The organism is Agathobacter sp. LCP21S3_B2 (assembly GCF_052118705.1).
Taxonomy (GTDB): Bacteria; Bacillota; Clostridia; order Lachnospirales; family Lachnospiraceae; genus Roseburia.
The window spans coordinates 268,971-291,107 of sequence record NZ_JBQKGQ010000002.1 but is presented as its reverse complement, the minus strand read 5'-3'; the positions used below and the strand labels follow the sequence as shown (position 1 = coordinate 291,107).

General features: G+C 42.5%; 20 protein-coding genes and 1 other annotated feature. Of the genes, 19 read left to right on the top strand and 1 reads right to left on the bottom strand.

Annotated features, from left to right (window positions below; translation table 11 throughout):
* Positions 1–140 precede the first annotated feature (140 nt).
* The 6 genes from ACTQ1L_RS02875 to ACTQ1L_RS02850 all read left to right on the top strand — a co-directional run bounded on the left by ACTQ1L_RS02875 (position 141) and on the right by ACTQ1L_RS02850 (position 3,570).
* Positions 141–614: a hypothetical protein gene (locus tag ACTQ1L_RS02875; protein WP_441365371.1), complete on the top strand. Its 474-nt coding sequence runs from the start codon at positions 141–143 to the stop codon at positions 612–614.
* Positions 615–622: 8 nt separating this feature from the next.
* Positions 623–937 (top strand): hypothetical protein, encoded by a 315-nt coding sequence (locus ACTQ1L_RS02870; RefSeq protein ID WP_441365370.1) that lies wholly within the window; start codon positions 623–625, stop codon positions 935–937.
* A gap of 12 nt (positions 938–949) precedes the next feature.
* On the top strand, positions 950–1,171 hold the full coding sequence (locus ACTQ1L_RS02865; RefSeq protein WP_441365369.1) for a hypothetical protein: 222 nt from the start codon (positions 950–952) through the stop codon (positions 1,169–1,171).
* Between the two features lie 58 nt (positions 1,172–1,229).
* Positions 1,230–1,676: a hypothetical protein gene (locus ACTQ1L_RS02860; RefSeq protein ID WP_441365368.1), complete on the top strand. Its 447-nt coding sequence runs from the start codon at positions 1,230–1,232 to the stop codon at positions 1,674–1,676.
* A 138-nt stretch (positions 1,677–1,814) separates the two neighbouring features.
* Positions 1,815–2,921 carry an AAA family ATPase gene (locus ACTQ1L_RS02855; protein ID WP_441365367.1) on the top strand — a complete coding sequence of 369 codons (1,107 nt, stop codon included), beginning with the start codon at positions 1,815–1,817 and terminating at the stop codon, positions 2,919–2,921.
* A 1-nt stretch (position 2,922) separates the two neighbouring features.
* Positions 2,923–3,570: an HNH endonuclease gene (locus ACTQ1L_RS02850; protein ID WP_321110509.1), complete on the top strand. Its 648-nt coding sequence runs from the start codon at positions 2,923–2,925 to the stop codon at positions 3,568–3,570.
* Positions 3,571–3,666: 96 nt separating this feature from the next.
* On the opposite strand, the gene fliD is transcribed toward ACTQ1L_RS02850, so the two are convergent.
* On the bottom strand, positions 3,667–4,968 hold the full coding sequence (fliD, locus tag ACTQ1L_RS02845; RefSeq protein WP_441365366.1) for a flagellar filament capping protein FliD: 1,302 nt from the start codon (positions 4,966–4,968) through the stop codon (positions 3,667–3,669).
* Between the two features lie 443 nt (positions 4,969–5,411).
* On the opposite strand from fliD, the gene rpmG reads away from it, so the two are divergent.
* From rpmG to tuf, 13 genes are all read left to right on the top strand, one after another.
* Positions 5,412–5,561 (top strand): 50S ribosomal protein L33, encoded by a 150-nt coding sequence (rpmG, locus tag ACTQ1L_RS02840; RefSeq protein WP_012741283.1) that lies wholly within the window; start codon positions 5,412–5,414, stop codon positions 5,559–5,561.
* A 27-nt stretch (positions 5,562–5,588) separates the two neighbouring features.
* Positions 5,589–5,804: a preprotein translocase subunit SecE gene (gene secE / locus ACTQ1L_RS02835; RefSeq protein ID WP_012741284.1), complete on the top strand. Its 216-nt coding sequence runs from the start codon at positions 5,589–5,591 to the stop codon at positions 5,802–5,804.
* Positions 5,805–5,822: 18 nt separating this feature from the next.
* Positions 5,823–6,341, top strand: a complete 519-nt coding sequence (gene nusG / locus ACTQ1L_RS02830; protein WP_321110511.1) for a transcription termination/antitermination protein NusG — start codon at positions 5,823–5,825, stop codon at positions 6,339–6,341.
* A 14-nt stretch (positions 6,342–6,355) separates the two neighbouring features.
* Complete coding sequence (gene rplK, locus ACTQ1L_RS02825) at positions 6,356–6,781, top strand: 50S ribosomal protein L11 (RefSeq protein ID WP_441365365.1); 426 nt, start codon at positions 6,356–6,358, stop codon at positions 6,779–6,781.
* A 227-nt stretch (positions 6,782–7,008) separates the two neighbouring features.
* A complete protein-coding gene (gene rplA / locus ACTQ1L_RS02820; protein WP_015515515.1) occupies positions 7,009–7,704 on the top strand; it encodes a 50S ribosomal protein L1 in 696 nt (231 codons plus the stop codon).
* A gap of 101 nt (positions 7,705–7,805) precedes the next feature.
* Positions 7,806–7,945, top strand: a sequence feature (ribosomal protein L10 leader region).
* Positions 7,946–7,997: 52 nt separating this feature from the next.
* Positions 7,998–8,549: a 50S ribosomal protein L10 gene (gene rplJ, locus ACTQ1L_RS02815; RefSeq protein WP_321110513.1), complete on the top strand. Its 552-nt coding sequence runs from the start codon at positions 7,998–8,000 to the stop codon at positions 8,547–8,549.
* A gap of 60 nt (positions 8,550–8,609) precedes the next feature.
* A complete protein-coding gene (gene rplL, locus ACTQ1L_RS02810) occupies positions 8,610–8,984 on the top strand; it encodes a 50S ribosomal protein L7/L12 (protein ID WP_015515516.1) in 375 nt (124 codons plus the stop codon).
* 435 nt (positions 8,985–9,419) lie between these two features.
* A complete protein-coding gene (rpoB, locus tag ACTQ1L_RS02805) occupies positions 9,420–13,361 on the top strand; it encodes a DNA-directed RNA polymerase subunit beta (RefSeq protein WP_441365364.1) in 3,942 nt (1,313 codons plus the stop codon).
* An 18-nt stretch (positions 13,362–13,379) separates the two neighbouring features.
* Positions 13,380–17,228: a DNA-directed RNA polymerase subunit beta' gene (gene rpoC / locus ACTQ1L_RS02800; RefSeq protein ID WP_441365363.1), complete on the top strand. Its 3,849-nt coding sequence runs from the start codon at positions 13,380–13,382 to the stop codon at positions 17,226–17,228.
* A 187-nt stretch (positions 17,229–17,415) separates the two neighbouring features.
* Positions 17,416–17,835, top strand: a complete 420-nt coding sequence (gene rpsL / locus ACTQ1L_RS02795; RefSeq protein ID WP_321110515.1) for a 30S ribosomal protein S12 — start codon at positions 17,416–17,418, stop codon at positions 17,833–17,835.
* 171 nt (positions 17,836–18,006) lie between these two features.
* Complete coding sequence (rpsG, locus tag ACTQ1L_RS02790; RefSeq protein WP_022292741.1) at positions 18,007–18,477, top strand: 30S ribosomal protein S7; 471 nt, start codon at positions 18,007–18,009, stop codon at positions 18,475–18,477.
* 103 nt (positions 18,478–18,580) lie between these two features.
* Entirely contained in the window at positions 18,581–20,698 is a 2,118-nt protein-coding gene (fusA, locus tag ACTQ1L_RS02785) for an elongation factor G (RefSeq protein WP_321110516.1), read from the top strand.
* Positions 20,699–20,908: 210 nt separating this feature from the next.
* Positions 20,909–22,096, top strand: coding sequence for an elongation factor Tu (gene tuf, locus ACTQ1L_RS02780; RefSeq protein WP_321110517.1), 1,188 nt, complete (start codon positions 20,909–20,911; stop codon positions 22,094–22,096).
* Positions 22,097–22,137: the final 41 nt, after the last annotated feature.

Below are 22,137 nucleotides of genomic sequence, written 5' to 3'. Positions count from 1 at the left end.
TTGCGGGAAGGGCTCCGGAGCCTTTCCTTTTATCTTAATAAGGACAGTATAATGGTCTATGGCTGGACAATCAAGAGGTCAGGTGATGGACAAGATAAGAAATCATAAACATAACTACATAAAAAGGAGACGATATTAAGATGAAGAAAATATTAAAAGAATTGTGCATAGGACTGTTTACTATAGTATTACTAAATAGCAGTAATTTAGTTAATGTGTTTGCAGCGGAAAATAGTTCTGTTTCTGAAAGTGAAAATTTATATTCAAATTATGAACAAGTCACGCAGATAGCTATACCTGATGAGAATGGTAATTTGCGGTTTTATACGGGAATTGAAGCTCAAAAAATATATAATCAGATTGAAAAAGAAAACATGACGGAGGAAATTAATAATAATAGTTTGTCGGGGTTATTTAATTATGATACGTACAAATTAAGCACGAATAACGGTATAGATACATGCGGAATGTTCACATACAAATATAGATTTGTAACAAGCTCAAAAGGAACAAAGTATGGCAGTAATAGGAGAATTTCCCCAATACTTGCTAATGGAACGAGTTCAAAACAATCTATGGAAGTATCCGTGTCAGCAAGCGTTTCTGGAACATAAATGCATCGTTGAGTGGTGGATATAAAGATGCGTTTAATGCAGCGGTAGGAAGTGGTTGGTGTGGAACGAAAAGTTTTTCAGAAACGTTGACAATAAATGTTGCACCTCATAAAAAAAACTGGCTTGAATTTAAGCCTAGAGTAAATTTTGTTAATAGTGAGTCACAAAAATATTATGTGACAAGAGGACCTAAAAAAGTTACTGTTGTTGAAAGCAGCAAAAAGGTATATTCTGAAAGTCCCAGAACAGTAACGATGCAATTGGGTGATAAAAACGTTAAATGTCCTGACGGAATGTATGTGTGGAAAGAAAGCAATAATTAAAGGAGAATACATATGAAGAGTGAAAAAATTGCAGCATCAATTTGTTGGCTGACAGCAGCGTTATTATTTGCGGTGGATCAGATTAATCTACATCTGACTTACCTTAGTTTGGCAACTTTGGGGTATTCCACTGATATTGGATATATAGATAGTTTTCCGATGGTCGTGCTGGCGGTGGTATTTGTGCTTGCCGGTATTGGATTTCTTGTATCAGAAAAATTTAAAAAGCATTAAGTGAATATTTTTTCATGAAAACCTCCATACTAAATAGAAAAGAAGTATGGAGGTTTTTATGAGCAAAAATATAGAGAATCATGATTCGGTGCTCTTGCTTCAGGATTGCATAGCGGGCTGTAAGATGGCACTTGAGAGTATGGATGATATAAGAGAACACACAGATGACAAGCAGCTTCGTGAGCTGATAGACAAGTACTATGATGAGCACACAAGGCTGTCAGTGGATTGCAGGGATATGCTTGACAAAGCAGGTGCAGATATTAAGGAACCGGGTGTGTTTGCAAAGATGGCTGCGAAGCTGCAGACAGCAATGAAGATGGCAGTGAATGATGATCAGTCCCAGGCAGCAAAGCTACTGACGGAGGGCTGTAATATGGGCATAGAGACAATCAGCAGCAGTCTCAATGAATATCGCGATGCAGATTCAAAGAGTGTGGCAATTGCCGAGAGGCTCAGGACGCTTGAGGAAAAAATGGTGGGAGATTTGCAGCCACTATTATAAAAAATATAAAATAACGGCTGTTGTACCAAATCAGTACAACAGCCGTTTTTCTGCATTGTATTTAATTTGAAAATCAGCTATACTTAATAAAGAGGATGCTTTTAAATATCATTAAATGATTTGCGAGGTAAAATTATTATGAAACAGACTTTTTTAACAGAAATAGAAATAAGAAAAGTTCATCATTTAGAAAATATTGCAATTCCCTTGGATAAAAATAAAAGAAAGCATTTGATTTTAACAGGAAAAAATGGCAGTGGGAAAACGAGTGTTTTGGAGGCTTTAGTTACTTATTTTGATGCAATTGTGCAGAGCTCTAAATCAAGTAACATGGGCGCAACAGCAGTCTTTGACTCTATGATTGATATGCAAAATAAATTTAATGAGGGAAATTTTATTTTTGCATATTATAAAGACGAAAGAGAATTTCAGGTTGAACCATACAAAAATATAGAGAAAATACAGCTTGAGGATCATTACAACATTAATGACAATCCCGGAGTAAAGCTCACAAAATATCTTGTTGATTTGAAGGCAACACAGGCATTTACCAAAGATAGTGAAAAGTCAAAAAAAATTGATAATTGGTTTAAGCAGTTTGAAAAAATATTACAATCTATTTTCGATGATGATCAGCTTAAGCTTAAATTTAATGATGAGACATTTCAATTTTCTATACATGAATCCAATAGAGAGCCGTTTGATTTTAATACAATGTCACGTGGTTATGCTGCAATATTGGATATTATTAATGACTTAATTATGAGAATGGAGGCTAAATCAGGTCTTAGAACTAATTTTGAAATGGAGGGTGTTGTATTAATAGATGAAATAGAAACACATCTGCATCTTGAATTACAGAAAAAAATATTGCCGGTTTTAGTGGGGCTGTTTCCTAATATTCAGTTTATTGTTACTACACATTCACCTTTTGTTTTAAATTCTTTGGAGAATGCGGTCATTTATGATCTTGAGAGCAGAACACTTGTTGAAAAAGGCTTATCAGATGTACCTTATAGTGGTATTGTTGAGGGATATTTTAACACTGATGAGCTGTCAGATGAATTGAGAAATAAATTTGATCAATATAAGCAATTATCACAAAAAGCAGAACTTAATGCAGATGATTATGAAAAAATTGCTGATCTTGAATTATATCTGGACGAAATACCGGATTATCTGGCATTAAACCTTACCACAGAGTATCAGGAGCTGAGGGCGAAGCTCAGGAACAGGGAGGCCTAGTATGGTAAAAGTGGAACGAAGTTTTCCGGCACCGGTATCTCTGACCGTTGAGAAGGAAAAAACAAATGGAAGTTATAATAAACCGGATGTCGTTGAACGCCTGATAAGTGATTTCAATAATAAGTGTTATATATGTGAAATAGATAAATTACAAGATCCCCAGGTTGAGCATTTGAAGCCTCATTTCGATGGTAAATATAAAGAACTGAGATTTGACTGGAATAATTTATTTTTGGCATGTGGGCATTGTAATAGTGTGAAGAATCAGCGAAAGTATGATAATCATATAATTGATTGTTGTGTGTATGATCCGGAGGAAAGGATTTATTTCAGACTGCATGATGGCAATACAGAGGTTATAGCAAAAGAAACGGATGACTACGATGCAGAAATGACGGCTGAGCTTGTGACAGATGTTTTTAATATGAAAAATAGCGGGATGAGGGTATATAAAAGTGCGTTCCGTTTTAATGAATTGAATAAAGAAATGAATAAGCTATATGATACATTGGATGAGCTTGATCAAAATTCAAATTCAGTGTTTGCTTTGAGAAAGCTACAGGCATTGATTAGGCGAGAGTCACGATTTGCAGCGTTTAAGAGATGCTATATTAGAGAGCATGCGCTTGAATATGTGAAATATTTGTAATGATACATAAGGAACTATCGGTGTGAGATTATCTTTTAATTATCAAATAATAAATATAAAATAACGGCTGTTGTACTGATTTGGTACAACAGCCGTTTATGCGTAGCTGTCAAGCATCATGCCTGAATAAATTGACGAAATATATGGTGTGTTGAAATTGTGCCCGGGATTCTTATATGCCACAACAACCTTCTGCACATAGTTCATAGGGTTGACTGTCACAGAGTTTGCTTTGTCACCTATTGCATCCTTTAGTGCTGTAAGAGTGTTGAAGGTGTCATCAGCTCTGTCCGGACGAAGCGCACCGGCGAGGATATCGCGGTCAATAGTGAGCTTGCCGGCATCGTCTGTCATGAGACCGATGTAGGAAAGCTTTGACTGTGAGCCCTTTGTGATGGAGCTTATATCACGAAGCAGCCTTGTGGCATCTGCAGAGTCGGTCATTGAATAATCATCTGCCACGTCTATCATCTTATTGTATGCGTCAACCAGAGTCTGTATATTGTCGGCAACTGCATCGGAATTGGTCTTAAAACCGATGGCTGCGGCACCTGTATCTGTGGTCGGCTTTTTGAGCGTGAGCTCAAAGGCATTATTGATGGTAAAGGTGTTGGACAAGGATGAGTGCGCGGTGCCATTCAGCGAAAAGTCAGAGTTGTGGGCAGGGGATGATACCTTATCAATACCCAGCTGCTTCATCATGCTTATGGACTCGGCGTTAGCTGATGGAGCCACACTAAAGAGAGAATCCTCAGTCTCGCTGAGACCTGTCTGCATTGATGTAAGCTGAAGCGCTGCATTGCCTGAGTCATCATGGACTGTGTCTGCCTTGATGCCAAGACCGGATGCGTTTATGAGCCTCTTGAGCTTGTCCTGCACCTCGCCGTTTGTTTCACCGGTGCTCACTCCGAATTGGAACTCATAGGATGATGCATTGGTATTTATGTCAAAGGAATAGCTGCCCGGTATAAAGGACAGAGCCTTGCTGTCTAAGTAGCTGCCGGTATTGACCTGTGGTGCGGCGAGCTGTCTGACCTCTATATCAAAGCCGTCTGCTCCTTTATTCTCTGAGCCGTCACCCACGTAGCGCACGCCTACAGCATCCTCATTAGATGACTCCGCAACCTTCTTCTGGAAGGAGTCAGAGGAGCCTGCGTATTTATCAGAAAGCGAATCCACGGCATTTAAGATAGCCTTAGAGCTTTCCTTTATATCGATAGCATATTTCTTGGCCTCGGACATATTGGAAATCTTGTACAGAGGGGACTCTTTATTTGTCTTTATTATTCTGTTGTATATCTTGCGCAGATCGCTTTTCTTGTGCGAATCATAGCGCGATACCTCTTTATTGGCATAAGTGCTGGCATAGTAAGCGTAGGCACTGTCTATCTTTGCCATAAAGACCCCTCCTTTCATCCGTGAAAATCGTTTAATCCGTTAAATGGTAATCCTTTAAATATTAGATTGTATAGCTGCGATTACTAATGCTTAACTGCAGCTATAATAAGCTATGTAAAATTTTTAATTATCAAATTCTACTTATACACATATATTATATCGTCATAATTGAGGATTTACAACAACAAAATACTTGAAAAATTCAGATAAATGTACTATATTTAGTGATGTATCTGTAAGATTTATAAAAATTAATTGCTGCCGGACACACAAAAAAGGTGCAGACAGCGGCACTGTCCAAAAGAATTTACAATAAATTTTAAAATAGCTATTGACGGTTACGGCTCAACTGTGATATAGTATACAGGCTTGGAAATAGGTCTTTTTTTTATGCCTTTTTTTAAGGGTACAAACAACAAAGAATTTAAACGGAGGTGGAAGTCGTGCGTACAAAGATTACATTAGCGTGCACAGAATGTCAGCGTCGTAATTACAACATGACAAAGGACAAAAAAACTCATCCGGACAGAATGGAAACCAAGAAGTATTGTAGATTCTGCAGAACTCATACAATGCACAAGGAAACAAAATAGTCTAGGAACTGAGTGAAGGAGTACATTATGGGACAGAATGAAAAAGTCGAAAAGGCTCCAAAAACAAGCTGGTTTTCAGGTCTGAAAGCTGAATTTCAGAAGATTATCTGGCCTGAGAAGCAATCGGTCATCAGACAGACCATTGCAGTACTGGCGGTTTCAGTAGTTACCGGTCTTATTATTGCGCTTCTTGACTGGGGTATCCAGCAGGGCGTAGATTTCCTTATTGGTTTACATTTTTAAAACGGAGGCAAAGTGATTATGACAGAAGCGAACTGGTATGTAGTTCATACCTATTCAGGTTATGAAAACAAAGTCAAAGCTAATATTGACAAAACAATCGAAAACAGACATCTTGAGGACCAGATCCTTGAAGTGCGTGTTCCGTTGGAGGACGTTACAGAGGTGAAGAACGGTGTTCGTAAACAGGTTTCCAAGAAGATGTTTCCAGGCTATGTTCTTATTCATATGATTATGAATGATGATACATGGTACGTTGTACGAAATACCAGAGGCGTAACTGGATTTGTAGGTCCGGGAAGCAAACCGGTTCCTCTCACAGATGCCGAGATGAGACCTTTGGGTATTAAGACGGAAAACGTGGTAGTTGATTTTGCTGAGGGTGACATGATAGTCGTTATCGGCGGTGTCTGGAAGGATACAGTCGGTGTTATCACAGCTATGAATTATCATAAGCAGACAGTTACAATTAATGTAGAGCTGTTCGGTCGCGAGACACCGGTAGAAGTAAGTTTCGCAGATGTTAAGAAAACAAATTAAGGAGGCAATTCCAAATGGCAAAGAAAGTAGAAGGATACATTAAATTGCAGATCCCTGCTGGAAAGGCAACTCCAGCTCCTCCAGTTGGACCTGCACTTGGACAGCACGGTGTAAACATCGTAGAGTTCACAAAGCAGTTTAATGCAAAGACAGCCGATCAGGGCGACTTAATTATCCCTGTAGTTATTACTGTATATGCAGACAGAAGTTTCAGTTTCATTACTAAGACTCCACCTGCTCCAGTATTAATCAAGAAAGCTTGCAAGATTCAGTCTGGTTCAGGCGAGCCAAACAAGAAGAAGGTTGCTAAGATCACAAAGGCACAGATTCAGGAAATCGCTGAGCTTAAGATGCCTGACTTAAACGCAGCTTCACTTGAGTCTGCAATGAGCATGATCGCTGGTACAGCAAGATCAATGGGTGTTGAAGTGACCGAATAACACTTGGCGAAGCCAAGCGTATAACGCGCAGGCTGAGGTTAGTGTGAGGTCGTTCTCTGAGATTAGCGAAAGCAAGCCCGCCTTTTGGGTGAAGCTTGAACTTAGCGAAGAGAACATACCCCTAAAGAAGTTACAAATTTATGTAACCTAAATTAAATTAGAATAACAAAGAAACGTAAATGTGGGAGGGTCCTCTCCCGATATTACCACCAGGAGGTTATTTTTTCATGAAAAGAGGAAAGAAGTATCAAGACGCTGTTAAGGCATTTGATAAGAAAGAGCAGTACGATGTTGCTGACGCTATCTCTATCGTAAAGAAAAATGCTACAGCTAAATTTGACGAGACAATCGAGCTTCATCTTAGAACAGGCTGCGACGGACGTCACGCAGAGCAGCAGATCCGTGGTGCGGTTGTATTACCACACGGAACAGGAAAAACAGTTAAGGTTTTAGTTTTCGCTAAGGGAACTAAGGTTGACGAGGCACAGGCAGCAGGAGCTGACTTCGTTGGAGGCGAGGAGTTAATTCCAAAGATCCAGAACGAGGGATGGTTAGACTTCGACGTTGTAGTTGCTACACCTGATATGATGGGTGTTGTTGGTCGTTTAGGACGTGTCCTTGGACCAAAGGGCTTAATGCCAAACCCAAAGGCAGGAACAGTTACTATGGATGTAACAAAAGCTGTTAACGATATCAAAGCCGGTAAGATTGAGTACAGATTGGACAAGACAAACATTATCCATGTGCCAGTTGGAAAAGCATCTTTCACAGACGAGCAGTTAAACGACAACTTCCAGTCTCTTATGGGTGCAATTAATAAAGCAAAACCTGCTAGCTTAAAGGGTCAGTACATTAAGAGTGCAACTCTTACATCTACAATGGGACCTGGCGTTAAGTTAAACGTGGTTAAGATTACACAGTAAGATAGTTAAACAGTTACAGTAAAACAGTTATTTACAAGACCTATCAAACGCCAAGCAAAAGTTTTGCGGAAAGTAATTGACATCCGTAATATAGTTTGATATAATTGCAATGCATATTGCCGAAGACAGTAGGTGCCGCAAGGCGTAAACGTAGAACCTACCGAGGGAATTTTCGAGATTTATCTTGAATTTTGACTTGTACCCTTCTGTCGACAGGCAGGAGGGTTTCTTTGATTAATAAATCAAATACCTCATGTCTTTTATGCGAAAATCTAAAAGGAGGTAAATGAATCGTGGCAAAGGTAGAACTTAAACAGCCAATCGTAGATGAGATTTCCAGTGTTATCAATGGTGCACAGTCGGTAGTAGTTGTTGATTACTTAGGACTCACAGTAGCAGAGGATACTCAGTTACGTAAACAGTTAAGAGAAGCCGGTGTAACTTACAAGGTATACAAGAATACTTTAGTAAACCGTGCAATTCAGGGAACAGAGTTCGAGGGATTAAAGGATGTCCTTGAAGGACCAAGCGCATTCGCTGTATCAGCAGAGGATGCAACAGCACCAGCTAGAGTCTTAGCTAAGTTCGCTAAAACAGCTCCGGCTTTAGAGATTAAAGCAGGTATAGTTGAGGGAACATTTTATGATGCTGAGGGTATGAAGGCAATCGCCGCTGTACCTAGCAGAGAAGAGCTTCTTGGAAAATTACTTGGAAGCATTCAGTCACCTATCACAAATCTTGCTCGTGTACTCAATCAGATCGCAGAGCAGGGTGGCGCTGCAGATGCAGCCGTAGAGGCAGCACCAGCAGAGGATGCTGCAGAGGAAGCTCCAGCAGCAGAATAATTCAAATATTATATTTGAACCTTATTATCATAATTAAATTTTTAAATGGAGGAAATTATAATGGCAAAGTTAACAACAGCAGAGTTTATTGATGCTATCAAAGAGTTAAGCGTATTAGAGTTAAATGATTTAGTAAAAGCTTGTGAAGAAGAGTTCGGTGTTTCTGCAGCAGCAGGTGTTGTAGTTGCAGCAGCAGGAGCTGACGGAGCAGCAGCTGAGGAGAAGACTGAGTTCGACGTAGAGCTTACAGAGGTTGGACCAAACAAGGTTAAGGTTATCAAGGTTGTTCGTGAGATCACAGGTCTTGGACTTAAAGAGGCTAAGGACGCTGTTGATGGTGCACCAAAGGTTATCAAAGAGCAGCTTGACAAGGCTTCAGCAGAGGATGCTAAGGCTAAACTTGAGGCAGAGGGTGCTAAGGTTACTCTTAAATAGTCGGATAGGCTACGAGCGGAGTAAAAACATAAAAAAGAGCCAAGGGCAAATTTTATTTGCGCCTTGGCTCTTTTTTATGTTTTTATTGCGCGACAGTCGGAGCGCGTCCCGAAAATGCCTAAGCATTTTTGGGACCTCTGCTCGTAGCCTATCCGACATCCCACAAAATTATTGCATAAATACTTTGGATATTTAAAAAAAACACTTGCATTCGTGTCGGATTTGTTGTATAGTATACGTTGCACTATTGTGGTGCAGTGGCATTTTTATGCAATTTTTTAAGTGATGCAAATTTGTCAATAGGTAAATTACACTAAAATGCATTCACAAATATGTGCACAAGAGAAAAACCACAAGATATAGTAACTGGGGTGGTTTTTGAATCATTATCTAGATACTTGCTAGATTAAAATAAAAACGAGAGGTGAAACGTCAATGGAGAAAAACAGAATACGTCCGGTCACATCCGGAAAAAGCATGCGTATGAGTTACTCAAGACAAAAAGAGGTTCTGCAGATGCCAAATCTGATTGAGGTCCAGAAGGATTCTTATCAGTGGTTCTTAGACGAAGGTCTCAAGGAAGCTTTTGCGGATATCTCTCCAATCACAGATTACAGCGGAAAGCTTAGTCTTGATTTTGTAGATTTTACATTATGCGAAGATGATGTAAAGTATACAATTCCTGAGTGCAAGGAAAGAGATGCAACATACGCAGCTCCTTTAAAGGTTAAAGTCAGACTTCACAACAAAGAGACAGATGAGATTAATGAGCATGAAATTTTCATGGGTGATCTGCCTTTAATGACAGAGACCGGTACATTCGTAATCAACGGTGCAGAGCGAGTTATTGTCAGTCAGTTAGTTCGTTCTCCTGGTATTTATTACGGAATTGCTCATGATAAGCTCGGAAAGACCCTGTATTCTTGTACTGTTATTCCAAACCGTGGTGCATGGCTTGAGTATGAGACAGACTCTAACGACGTTTTTTATGTAAGAGTAGACAGAACACGTAAGGTACCTATCACAGTACTTTTACGTGCACTTGGAGTAGGTACAAACCAGGCTATTCTCGATATGTTCGGAGATGAGCCAAAGATCCAGGCATCATTCAGCAAGGACCCTGCAATCACAGAGCGTGAGCCACAGGGAAGCTATGAGGCTGGTTTATTAGAGTTATATAAGAAGATTCGTCCGGGCGAGCCGCTTTCAGTTGAGAGTGCAGAGAGCCTTATCACAGCAATGTTCTTCGATCCTAGAAGATATGACCTTGCCAAGGTAGGACGTTATAAGTTTAATAAGAAGCTTGCTTTAAAGAACCGTATCAGTGGACAGGTTTTAGCTGAGGACGTAGTTGATCCTTCTACAGGTGAGGTTATCGCTGAGGCAGGTACTGTTGTTGACCGTGCGCTTGCTACACAGATCCAGAACGCTGCCGTTCCTGCTTTATGGATTCAGACAGAGACAAGAAATGTCAAGATTCTTTCTTCTATGATGGTTGACATCAGAAGCTGGATTCCTGAGCTTGAGGATCCTAAGTCTATCGGTGTTACTGAGCTTGTTTACTATCCGGTACTCGCTCAGATTCTCGAGGAGTATGATTCCCTTGAGGACAGAATCGAGGCTATAAAGAGAGATATATCTGACCTTATTCCAAAGCATATTACTAAAGAGGATATCTTCGCAACTATCAACTACAATATGCACTTAGAGTGGGGCGCAGGAACAGATGACGATATCGATCATCTTGGAAACAGACGTATCCGTGCGGTTGGAGAGCTGTTACAGAACCAGTACCGTATCGGTCTCTCAAGACTGGAGCGTGTTGTTCGTGAAAGAATGACTACACAGGACTTAGAGGGAATTTCACCTCAGTCACTTATCAATATAAAGCCTGTAACTGCCGCTGTTAAAGAATTCTTCGGTTCTTCACAGCTTTCACAGTTCATGGATCAGAACAACCCTCTTGGAGAGCTTACTCACAAGAGACGTTTATCAGCACTTGGACCTGGTGGTCTTTCAAGAGACCGTGCCGGATTCGAGGTTCGAGATGTACATTACACTCACTACGGCCGTATGTGTCCTGTAGAGACTCCTGAGGGACCAAACATCGGTCTTATCAACTCACTTGCATGCTATGCGAGAATCAATGAGTATGGCTTCGTAGAGGCTCCATACCGTAAGATTGACAAGACTGATCCTAAGAACCCGGTAGTCACAGAAGAGGTTGTATACATGACAGCCGATGAGGAGGACAACTACCACGTAGCACAGGCTAATGAGAAGCTTGATGCCGAAGGACATTTCGTACGTAACTCAGTTTCAGGTCGTTACAGAGAGGAAACTCAGGAGTACGATAAGTCAGCATTTGATTATATGGATGTGTCTCCAAAGATGGTATTCTCAGTAGCTACAGCGCTGATTCCATTCTTGCAGAACGATGACCCTACACGTGCCCTCATGGGATCAAACATGCAGCGTCAGGCCGTTCCGCTTCTGACCACAGAGGCTCCTGTAGTTGGTACAGGTATTGAGACAAAGGCCGCAGTTGACTCAGGTGTCTGCGTAGTTGCAAAGGCAGACGGAGAGGTATTATCTTCAGAGTCAAACCGCATTATCATAAAAGAGACTGACGGAAACAAGAGAGAGTATATCCTTACAAAGTTCTCTCGTTCTAACCAGTCAAACTGCTACAACCAGAGACCTATCGTATTTAAGGGTGACAAGGTTAAGGCAGGCGATGTTATCGCAGACGGTCCTTCAACAAGTCAGGGAGAGCTTGCTCTTGGAAAGAACCCGCTTATCGGATTCATGACATGGGAAGGATACAACTACGAGGATGCCGTTCTTCTTTCAGAGCGTCTCGTAGAGTATGATGTGTATACATCAGTTCATATTGAGGAATATGAAGTAGAGTCACGTGATACAAAGCTCGGACCTGAGGAGATTACACGTGATGTCCCTGGTGTCGGCGACGACGCACTCAAGGACCTTGATGAGAGAGGTATCATCCGTGTAGGTGCAGAGGTTCGTGCCGGTGATATCCTTGTAGGAAAGGTTACACCAAAGGGTGAGACAGAGCTTACAGCAGAGGAGAGACTTCTTCGTGCCATCTTTGGTGAGAAGGCAAGAGAGGTTCGTGATACATCACTTAAGGTACCTCATGGTGCTTACGGTATCATTGTTGATGCCAAGGTATTTACAAGAGAGAACGGCGATGAGCTTTCTCCGGGAGTAAACCAGTCAGTACGTATCTACATTGCACAGAAGAGAAAGATTTCTGTCGGTGATAAGATGGCCGGACGTCACGGTAACAAGGGTGTCGTTTCCCGTGTGCTTCCTGTTGAGGATATGCCATTCCTTCCAAACGGACGTCCACTGGATATCGTACTTAACCCACTCGGTGTTCCTTCACGAATGAACATCGGTCAGGTCCTTGAGATTCACCTGAGTCTCGCTGCAAAGGCACTTGGCTTCAATATCTCAACTCCTGTATTTGACGGAGCAAACGAGGTAGATATCGAGGATACACTTGAGCTTGCAAATGATTACGTAAATCTTCCGTTCGATAAGGAAGAGCTTGAAAAGGATTTACAGTCTGAGCATCCATACTGGAGCGCAGATGCTGAAATCTTCTATGATAAATATGTTGATACACTCCGTGAGGACGTTATGGAATACCTTTCAACAAACAGAGCTCACAGAAGCTTATGGAAGGGTGTTCCGATTTCAAAGGATGGAAAGGTACAGCTTCGTGATGGTAGAACAGGTGAGTGCTTCGATGGAAAGACAACTATCGGACACATGCATTACCTTAAGCTGCATCATCTTGTTGATGATAAGATACATGCACGTTCAACAGGTCCTTACTCATTAGTTACACAGCAGCCACTCGGCGGTAAGGCACAGTTCGGTGGACAGCGTTTCGGAGAGATGGAGGTTTGGGCTCTTGAGGCATATGGTGCTGCATATACACTCCAGGAGATCCTTACAATGAAGTCCGATGATGTTGTTGGCCGTGTCAAGACTTACGAGGCTATCATCAAGGGTGAGAATATCCCTGAGCCTGGTATTCCAGAGTCATTCAAGGTACTTCTCAAAGAGCTTCAGGCACTTGGTCTGGATGTCAAGGTACTTGATGAGAACAGAGAAGAGGTTGAGCTTATCGAGACAAGTGAGTACGGTAATACAGATATCAACTCAATTATCGGAAACGATAAGGACTATGCATTTGAGGACAGTGAGTCATTCGCAGAGCATGGTTTCTCAAAGAAAGAATTTGATGACAACGAAGAGCTTGTTGACATAGAAGAGGAAGAGTCTCCTGAGACAGCGGATGACGATATTTTTGCTGATGAAGTTCTTGATGACGAAGAATAATTAGAAGGGAGTGCCAAAATGCCAGAAACAAATAATATAGAAAATAATCAGGCAATGCAGTTTGATGCGATTCAGATTGGATTAGCATCTCCTGAAAAGATCAGAGAGTGGTCACATGGCGAGGTTAAAAAGCCTGAGACTATTAACTATAGAACATTAAAGCCTGAAAAAGACGGTCTTTTCTGCGAGAAGATTTTCGGACCAACGAAGGACTGGGAGTGTCATTGTGGTAAATACAAGAAGATACGTTATAAGGGTGTTGTCTGCGACCGATGTGGCGTAGAAATCACAAAGTCAAGCGTTCGTAGAGAGCGTATGGGACACATCGAGCTTGCTGCTCCTGTATCTCATATCTGGTATTTCAAGGGTATCCCATCACGTATGGGACTCATCCTTGACTTATCTCCACGTGTACTTGAGAGAGTACTGTACTTTGCTTCATATATTGTGCTTGACCCGGGCGAGACAAAGCTTGCATATAAGCAGATTCTCAACGAGTCAGAGTACCAGGAGGCATGCGATACTTATGGCCGCTCAGCATTCCGTGTAGGAATGGGTGCTGAGTCTATCCATGAGCTTTTAGCAGCAATTGATCTCGAGAAGGATTCGGCAGAGCTTAAAGCAGAGCTTGAGAATGCTACAGGCCAGAAGCGTGCACGTATCATCAAGAGGCTTGAGGTTGTAGAGGCTTTCCGTGAGTCAGGAAACAAGCCTGAGTGGATGATTATGACAGTTATTCCTGTTATTCCACCGGATCTTCGTCCAATGGTTCAGCTCGATGGAGGACGTTTTGCAACAAGTGATCTTAACGACCTTTACAGACGAATCATCAACCGTAACAACCGTCTTAGAAGACTTCTTGATCTTGGAGCGCCGGATATCATCGTTCGTAACGAGAAACGTATGCTTCAGGAGGCTGTCGATGCACTTATCGACAACGGCCGTCGTGGCCGTCCTGTTACCGGTCCTGGAAACAGAGCTCTTAAGTCTCTTTCAGACATGCTCAAGGGAAAGGGAGGACGTTTCCGTCAGAACCTTCTCGGAAAGCGAGTTGACTACTCAGGACGTTCAGTTATCTGTGTAGAGCCAAAGCTTAAGATTTATCAGTGTGGTCTTCCAAAGGAGATGGCTATCGAGCTTTTCAAGCCATTCGTTATGAAGGAGCTTGCCGCTAACGGAACCGCACACAACATAAAGAGTGCCAAGAAGATGGTTGAGAGACTTCAGCCGGAGGTATGGGATGTCCTTGAGGACGTCATCAAAGAGCATCCGGTTATGCTTAACCGAGCTCCTACACTCCACAGACTTGGAATCCAGGCCTTCGAGCCAATCCTTGTAGAGGGTAAGGCAATCAAGCTTCATCCACTCGTATGTACAGCGTTCAACGCCGACTTCGATGGAGACCAGATGGCTGTACATCTTCCACTGACTGCTGAGGCACAGGCTGAGTGCAGATTCATGCTTCTGTCACCTAACAACCTGCTTAAGCCTTCTGATGGTGGACTTGTAGCCGTTCCTTCACAGGATATGATCCTTGGAGTTTACTACCTCACAATGAGAAAGCTCGCTGATTACAAGGATAATCCAAAGATGGTTGCACAGGTGTCATCAGACACTGTATACAATGATATTGAGGAGCTTAGAAAGCTCACAACTCCTGATGAAAATACAGGAAAGGCTGAGCTTGGCTTATATGATCTCATCTGGTTTGAGGATGTCACAGACGGAAACCGTCGTGTGCTTTGCAGACCGATAGATCTTCTCGGACGTTACTATGGAAGTGTTAATCTTGCAATGCTCGCTTACGAGAACAAGGAGATTACTCTTCACCAGAATATCTTTGTACACCGTACAGTAAAGCTTGCTGACGGCACAGAGGTTTCAGGTTTTACGGAGACAACAGTAGGACTTTTGATATTCAATGAGAACATTCCACAGGATCTTGGTTTTATAGACAGATCAAAGGCTGAGAATGCACTCAAGTTTGAGGTTGAGTTCCACGTTGGTAAGAAACAGATCAAGCAGATCCTTGAGAAAGTTATCAACACACACGGAGCTACAACAACAGCAGAGGTTCTTGATAATGTCAAGGCTATGGGATACAAGTATTCAACCCAGGCTGCCATGACAGTTTCAATTTCAGATATGACAGTGCCACCACAGAAGCCACAGATGATCGCTGATGCACAGGACACTGTAGATAAGATTACAAGACAGTACAAGCGTGGACTTATCACTGATGAGGAGCGTTACAAAGAGGTTATCGAGACATGGAAGGATACAGATGATGCCCTTACAAAGGCACTTCTTACAGGTCTTGATAAGTACAACAACATCTTCATGATGGCAGATTCCGGAGCCCGTGGATCTGATAAGCAGATCAAACAGCTTGCAGGTATGCGAGGACTCATGGCTGATACAACAGGTCGTACAATCGAGCTTCCTATCAAGTCATGCTTCCGTGAGGGTCTTGACGTACTCGAGTACTTCATGTCAGCACATGGAGCTCGTAAGGGACTTTCAGATACAGCGCTTCGTACAGCCGATTCAGGATACCTTACAAGACGTCTTGTAGATGTTTCACAGCATATGATCGTTCGTGAGTCAGACTGCTGTGCAGGCACAGGACGTGAGATTCCGGGAATGGTTGTAAAGGCGTTCATGGAGGGTCGAGAGGAAATCGAGAGCCTTCAGGAGAGAATTACAGGTCGTTTCTCTTGCAACACAATCTGCGATAAGGATGGCAATGTAATCGTTAAGGCCAACCATATGATTACACCAAAGCGTGCAGCAAAGGTTATGGCAGAGGGTGTTGATGAGAACGGTAATCCAATCACACAGGTTAAGATCCGTACAGTGCTTACCTGCCGTTCACACATGGGAGTATGTGCTAAGTGTTACGGTTCAAACCTTGCAACAGGTCAGGCAGTACAGGTTGGTGAAGCAATCGGTATCATCGCAGCACAGTCAATCGGTGAGCCTGGTACACAGCTTACCATGAGAACCTTCCATACAGGTGGTGTTGCCGGTGGAGATATCACACAGGGTCTTCCTCGAGTAGAGGAGATTTTCGAGGCACGTAAGCCTAAGGGACTCGCTATTATCACAGAGTTTGGCGGAATTGCCACAATCAAGGATACAAAGAAGAAACGTGAGGTTATCGTTACAAACAACGAGACAGGCGAGACAAAGGCTTACCTCATTCCTTACGGCTCACGTATCAAGGTTGTAGACGGACAGGAGCTTGAGGCCGGCGACGAGCTTACAGAGGGTTCTGTAAATCCACACGATATCCTCAAGATTAAGGGCGTTCGTGCGGTTCAGGATTACATGCTCCGCGAGGTACAGCGTGTTTACCGTTTACAGGGTGTTGAGATTAACGATAAGCATGTCGAGGTTATAGTTCGTCAGTGCTTACAGAAAATCCGCGTAGAGGAGCCGGGAGATTCAGATTTACTTCCGGGCAGCATGGTTGATGCCCTTGACTTCTTAGAGCTCAACGAGAAGCTTGAGGAAGAGGGCAAGGAGCTTGCAGTTGGCTCACAGGTATTACTTGGAATCACAAAGGCATCTCTTGCAACCAACTCATTCCTGTCAGCAGCTTCATTCCAGGAGACCACAAAGGTTCTTACTGAGGCAGCAATCAAGGGCAAGGTTGATCCACTTATCGGTATGAAGGAGAACGTAATTATCGGTAAGCTCATCCCGGCAGGAACAGGTATGAAGATTTATCGTAACATCAAGCTTGACAGCGATGTAAACGATGACGATACACTTGATTTTGATGATGATGATTTCGCGGATTTCGCAGAGGAAGAGGCAATAGGAATCATTGATACAGATGCTGAATCAGTTGATGTAGAATAATTACTGATGTTTGTACTTGAGCTACAGAAGCTGTTACAAACCAAAAACAAAGAAGTCCGGGAAACCGGACTTCTTTCTTGTATTATATTGAAAACAAAATTGGCCTTGACAAAACAGACAAGGATTTGTATAATATTTTAGCGTGCATAAGATTGCACTGCTTAAAATAAAACAGGAGGTGAAAATAATGCCAACATTTAACCAGTTAGTAAGAAAAGGACGTCAGACAACTGTAAAGAAGTCTACAGCACCAGCTCTTCAGAGAAGCTTTAACTCTCTCCAGAAGAAGCCAATCAACACTTCTTCTCCACAGAAGCGTGGTGTATGTACAGCTGTTAAGACAGCTACTCCTAAGAAGCCTAACTCAGCTCTTAGAAAGATCGCCAGAGTTCGTCTTTCAAACGGAATCGAAGTAACTTCATACATTCCTGGTGAGGGACACAACTTACAGGAGCATAGCGTTGTTCTGATTCGTGGTGGCCGTGTTAAGGATTTACCAGGTACACGTTACCATATCATCCGTGGTACATTAGATACTGCAGGTGTTGCAAACAGAAAACAGGCCCGCTCTAAGTACGGCGCAAAGAGACCAAAAGCTGCTAAATAATTTAGCAACATTGTGTATCACAAACAGAACTAAAGTAGGTTAGTGTTGGGATTAGACCTGCAGATGCAGGATTTCACTTTATGAATACAATTCCGCACGAACACATTAGAGAGACACATGTGAGTACCGATGAATTAATCCACAAATATCATGATTAAGGAGGGAAGTAACGTGCCACGTAAAGGACATACTCAGAAAAGAGACGTATTAGCAGATCCAATGTACAACAGCAAAGTAGTTACAAAGCTTGTTAACAGCATTATGTTAGACGGTAAGAAAGGCGTAGCTCAGAAGATTGTATACGGAGCATTTGCTACAGTAGAAGAGAAGACAGGAAGACCAGCTCTTGAAGTATTCGAAGAGGCTATGAACAATGTAATGCCAGCTCTCGAAGTAAAAGCAAGACGTATCGGTGGTGCCACATATCAGGTACCAATCGAGGTTCGCCCTGATCGTCGTCAGGCTTTAGGTCTTCGTTGGTTAACAGCATTCTCACGTGCCAGAGGAGAGAAAACTCAGGCTGAGAGATTAGCTAACGAGATAATGGATGCAGCTAACAACACAGGCGCATCTGTTAAGAGAAAAGAAGATATGCACAAGATGGCAGAGGCAAACAAGGCATTCGCACATTACAGATTCTAGTTTCTGTAAGAAGCTTACAGCTTTGCTTTTGGTTCATGCAGCGAACCGGATATGTAACAGAGTCCGGTTGTGCATAGGACATTAAATATAGGAGGAAAAAACCTTGGCTGGAAGAGAATATCCACTTGAGAGAACCAGAAATATTGGAATCATGGCTCATATCGATGCTGGTAAAACAACACTGACAGAGCGTATTCTTTATTATACTGGTATTAACTATAAAATCGGTGATACTCATGAAGGTACTGCTACCATGGACTGGATGGAGCAGGAGCAGGAAAGAGGTATTACAATTACTTCTGCCGCTACAACATGTCATTGGACACTTGAAGAGTTCACTAAACCAAAGCCAGGAGCACTTGAGCATCGTATCAATATCATCGATACACCGGGTCACGTTGACTTCACAGTAGAAGTTGAGCGTTCGCTCCGTGTACTTGATGGAGCAGTTGGTGTGTTCTGTGCAAAGGGTGGTGTTGAGCCTCAGTCAGAGAACGTTTGGCGTCAGGCTGACACATACAATGTACCTCGTATGGCATTCATCAATAAGATGGATATCTTAGGTGCAAACTTCTACGGAGCTGTTGACCAGATCCGTACAAGATTAGGAAAAAATGCTATCGTACTTCAGTTACCAATCGGTAAAGAGGACGATTTCAAAGGAATTATCGACCTTTTCGAGATGAAGGCTTATATCTACAATGATGAGAAGGGTGACGATATCACAGTTACTGATGATCTTGGAGATATGGCTGATCAGGCTGCAGAGTACCGTACAGAGCTTATTGAGAAAATCTGTGAGTTAGATGACGATCTCATGATGCAGTATCTTGAGGGTGAGGAGCCATCTGTAGAGGATATGAAGAAGGTTCTTCGTAAAGCAACATGTGAGTGTACAGCAGTACCTGTATGTTGCGGTTCTGCATACCGTAACAAGGGTGTACAGAAGTTACTTGACGCTGTTGTTGAGTACATGCCAGCTCCTACAGATATCCCTTCAATCAAGGGAACAGATCTTGAGGGAAATGAGATTGAGAGACATTCATCAGATGATGAGCCATTCTCAGCACTTGCATTCAAGATTATGGCAGATCCATTCGTAGGAAAGCTTGCATTCTTCCGTGTTTACTCAGGAAAATGTAAAGCAGGTTCTTATGTATTAAATGCAACAAAGGATAAGAAAGAGCGTATCGGACGTATTCTTCAGATGCATGCAAATAAGAGACAGGAATTGGATGAGGTTTACTCAGGTGATATCGCTGCTGCTGTTGGATTTAAATTCACAACAACAGGTGATACAATCTGTGATGAGCAGCATCCGGTTATCCTTGAGTCTATGGAGTTCCCAGAGCCGGTTATCGAGCTCGCTATCGAGCCAAAGACAAAAGCTGGACAGGGTAAGTTAGGTGAGGCTCTTGCAAAGCTTGCAGAGGAGGATCCTACATTCCGTGCTCATACTGATCAGGAAACAGGTCAGACAATCATCGCTGGTATGGGTGAGCTTCACCTTGAAATCATCGTTGACCGTCTTCTCCGTGAGTTCAAGGTTGAGGCAAACGTTGGTGCACCTCAGGTTGCTTACAAGGAGACATTTACAAAGGCTGTTGATCAGGAATACAAATATGCTAAGCAGTCAGGTGGACGTGGACAGTACGGACACTGTAAGGTTCGCTTCGAGCCAATGGATGCCAATGGAGAAGAACTTTTCAAGTTCGATTCAGAGGTTGTCGGTGGTGCTATTCCAAAGGAGTACATCCCATCAATCGGCGAAGGTATCGAGGAGGCTACAAAGGCCGGTTCTCTTGGTGGATTCCCAGTAGTTGGTATTCATGCAACAGTATACGATGGATCTTACCATGAGGTCGATTCATCAGAGATGGCATTCCACATTGCCGGATCTATGTGTTTCAAAGAGGCTATGGCAAAGGCTGCACCTGTATTACTTGAGCCTATCATGAAGGTAGAGGTTACAATGCCTGAGGAGTACATGGGAGACGTTATCGGTGATGTTAACTCTCGTCGTGGACGTATCGAGGGTATGGACGATCTCGGCGGTGGAAAGATTGTACATGCATATGTACCACTTGCAGAGATGTTCGGTTACTCTACAGACCTTCGTTCTAAGACACAGGGACGTGGAAACTACTCAATGTTCTTCGAAAGATATGAGCCGGTTCCAAAGAATGTACAGGACAAGGTTCTTGCTAACCACGCAAAATAATTGCAAATTAGCAAACAATTTATAGTACAAATGATGAAATATATACTATATATAGTATAAAAATCAAAAATAAAGGCATTTCCCCTTGAAAAAGGGGGATTTGCCATAAAATTTACTTGAAAAAACTTTGATTATTTCGTATAATCAAAGCAGTCGGTAGATTATAAAAATAGCCCATGGGGCATAAAAGTTTAAGGAGGACGTTTCAAAATGGCAAAGGCTAAATTTGAAAGAACAAAACCACATTGTAATATTGGTACCATCGGTCACGTAGATCATGGTAAAACAACTTTAACAGCAGCTATTACAGCAGTATTAGCAGCTCGTGTTGCTGGTAACACAGCTACAGATTTCGCTAACATTGATAAGGCTCCAGAGGAGAGAGAGCGTGGTATCACAATTTCTACAGCTCACGTTGAGTATGAGACAGAAAAGAGACATTACGCACACGTTGACTGTCCTGGACATGCTGACTACGTAAAGAACATGATCACTGGTGCAGCTCAGATGGATGGTGCTATCCTTGTTGTTGCTGCTACTGATGGTGTTATGGCTCAGACAAAGGAGCACATCCTTCTTTCTCGTCAGGTAGGTGTTCCTTACATCATCGTATTCCTTAACAAGTGCGATATGGTAGACGACCCAGAGCTTATCGAGCTCGTAGAGATGGAAGTTACAGAGCAGCTTGAAGAGTACGGATTCAATGATTGTCCAATCATCCAGGGATCAGCTCTTAAGGCTCTTGAGGATCCAAACGGTGAGTGGGGAGACAAGATCATGGAGCTTATGGATACTGTTGATTCTTACATCCCAGATCCACAGCGTGATACAGATAAGCCATTCCTTATGCCAGTAGAGGACGTATTCACAATCACAGGTCGTGGTACTGTTGCAACTGGTAGAGTAGAGCGTGGTACACTTCACCTCAACGACGAGTTAGAGATCCTTGGTGTTAAAGAGGACGTTCAGAAGACTGTTGTTACTGGAATCGAGATGTTCCGTAAGCAGTTAGACGAGGCTCAGGCTGGTGATAACATCGGAGCACTTCTCCGTGGTGTTAACCGTGACCAGATCGTTCGTGGACAGGTTCTTGCTAAGCCTGGTACAGTAACATGTCACCGTAAGTTCACAGCTCAGGTTTACGTTCTTACAAAGGACGAGGGTGGACGTCATACTCCATTCTTCAACAACTATCGTCCACAGTTCTACTTCAGAACAACAGACGTAACAGGTGTTTGTGAGCTTCCAGCAGGAACAGAGATGTGCATGCCTGGTGATAACGTTGAGATGACAATCGAGCTCATCCATCCAGTAGCTATGGAGCAGGGTCTTACATTCGCTATCCGTGAGGGTGGACGTACAGTAGGATCTGGACGTGTTGCTACAGTTATCGAGTAATTAAATACTGATTGAGTATTCAATGACTTCATTGGCTCAGC

Coding starts and splice junctions, on each gene's coding strand:
- ACTQ1L_RS02875 (WP_441365371.1), top strand. CDS start 141: ATGAAGAAAATATTAAAAGAATTGTGCATAGGACTGTTTACTATAGTA.
- ACTQ1L_RS02865 (WP_441365369.1), top strand. CDS start 950: ATGAAGAGTGAAAAAATTGCAGCATCAATTTGTTGGCTGACAGCAGCG.
- ACTQ1L_RS02860 (WP_441365368.1), top strand. CDS start 1,230: ATGAGCAAAAATATAGAGAATCATGATTCGGTGCTCTTGCTTCAGGAT.
- ACTQ1L_RS02855 (WP_441365367.1), top strand. CDS start 1,815: ATGAAACAGACTTTTTTAACAGAAATAGAAATAAGAAAAGTTCATCAT.
- ACTQ1L_RS02850 (WP_321110509.1), top strand. CDS start 2,923: ATGGTAAAAGTGGAACGAAGTTTTCCGGCACCGGTATCTCTGACCGTT.
- fliD (WP_441365366.1), bottom strand. CDS start 4,968: ATGGCAAAGATAGACAGTGCCTACGCTTACTATGCCAGCACTTATGCC.
- secE (WP_012741284.1), top strand. CDS start 5,589: ATGGGACAGAATGAAAAAGTCGAAAAGGCTCCAAAAACAAGCTGGTTT.
- nusG (WP_321110511.1), top strand. CDS start 5,823: ATGACAGAAGCGAACTGGTATGTAGTTCATACCTATTCAGGTTATGAA.
- rplK (WP_441365365.1), top strand. CDS start 6,356: ATGGCAAAGAAAGTAGAAGGATACATTAAATTGCAGATCCCTGCTGGA.
- rplA (WP_015515515.1), top strand. CDS start 7,009: ATGAAAAGAGGAAAGAAGTATCAAGACGCTGTTAAGGCATTTGATAAG.
- rplL (WP_015515516.1), top strand. CDS start 8,610: ATGGCAAAGTTAACAACAGCAGAGTTTATTGATGCTATCAAAGAGTTA.
- rpoB (WP_441365364.1), top strand. CDS start 9,420: ATGGAGAAAAACAGAATACGTCCGGTCACATCCGGAAAAAGCATGCGT.
- rpoC (WP_441365363.1), top strand. CDS start 13,380: ATGCCAGAAACAAATAATATAGAAAATAATCAGGCAATGCAGTTTGAT.
- rpsL (WP_321110515.1), top strand. CDS start 17,416: ATGCCAACATTTAACCAGTTAGTAAGAAAAGGACGTCAGACAACTGTA.
- tuf (WP_321110517.1), top strand. CDS start 20,909: ATGGCAAAGGCTAAATTTGAAAGAACAAAACCACATTGTAATATTGGT.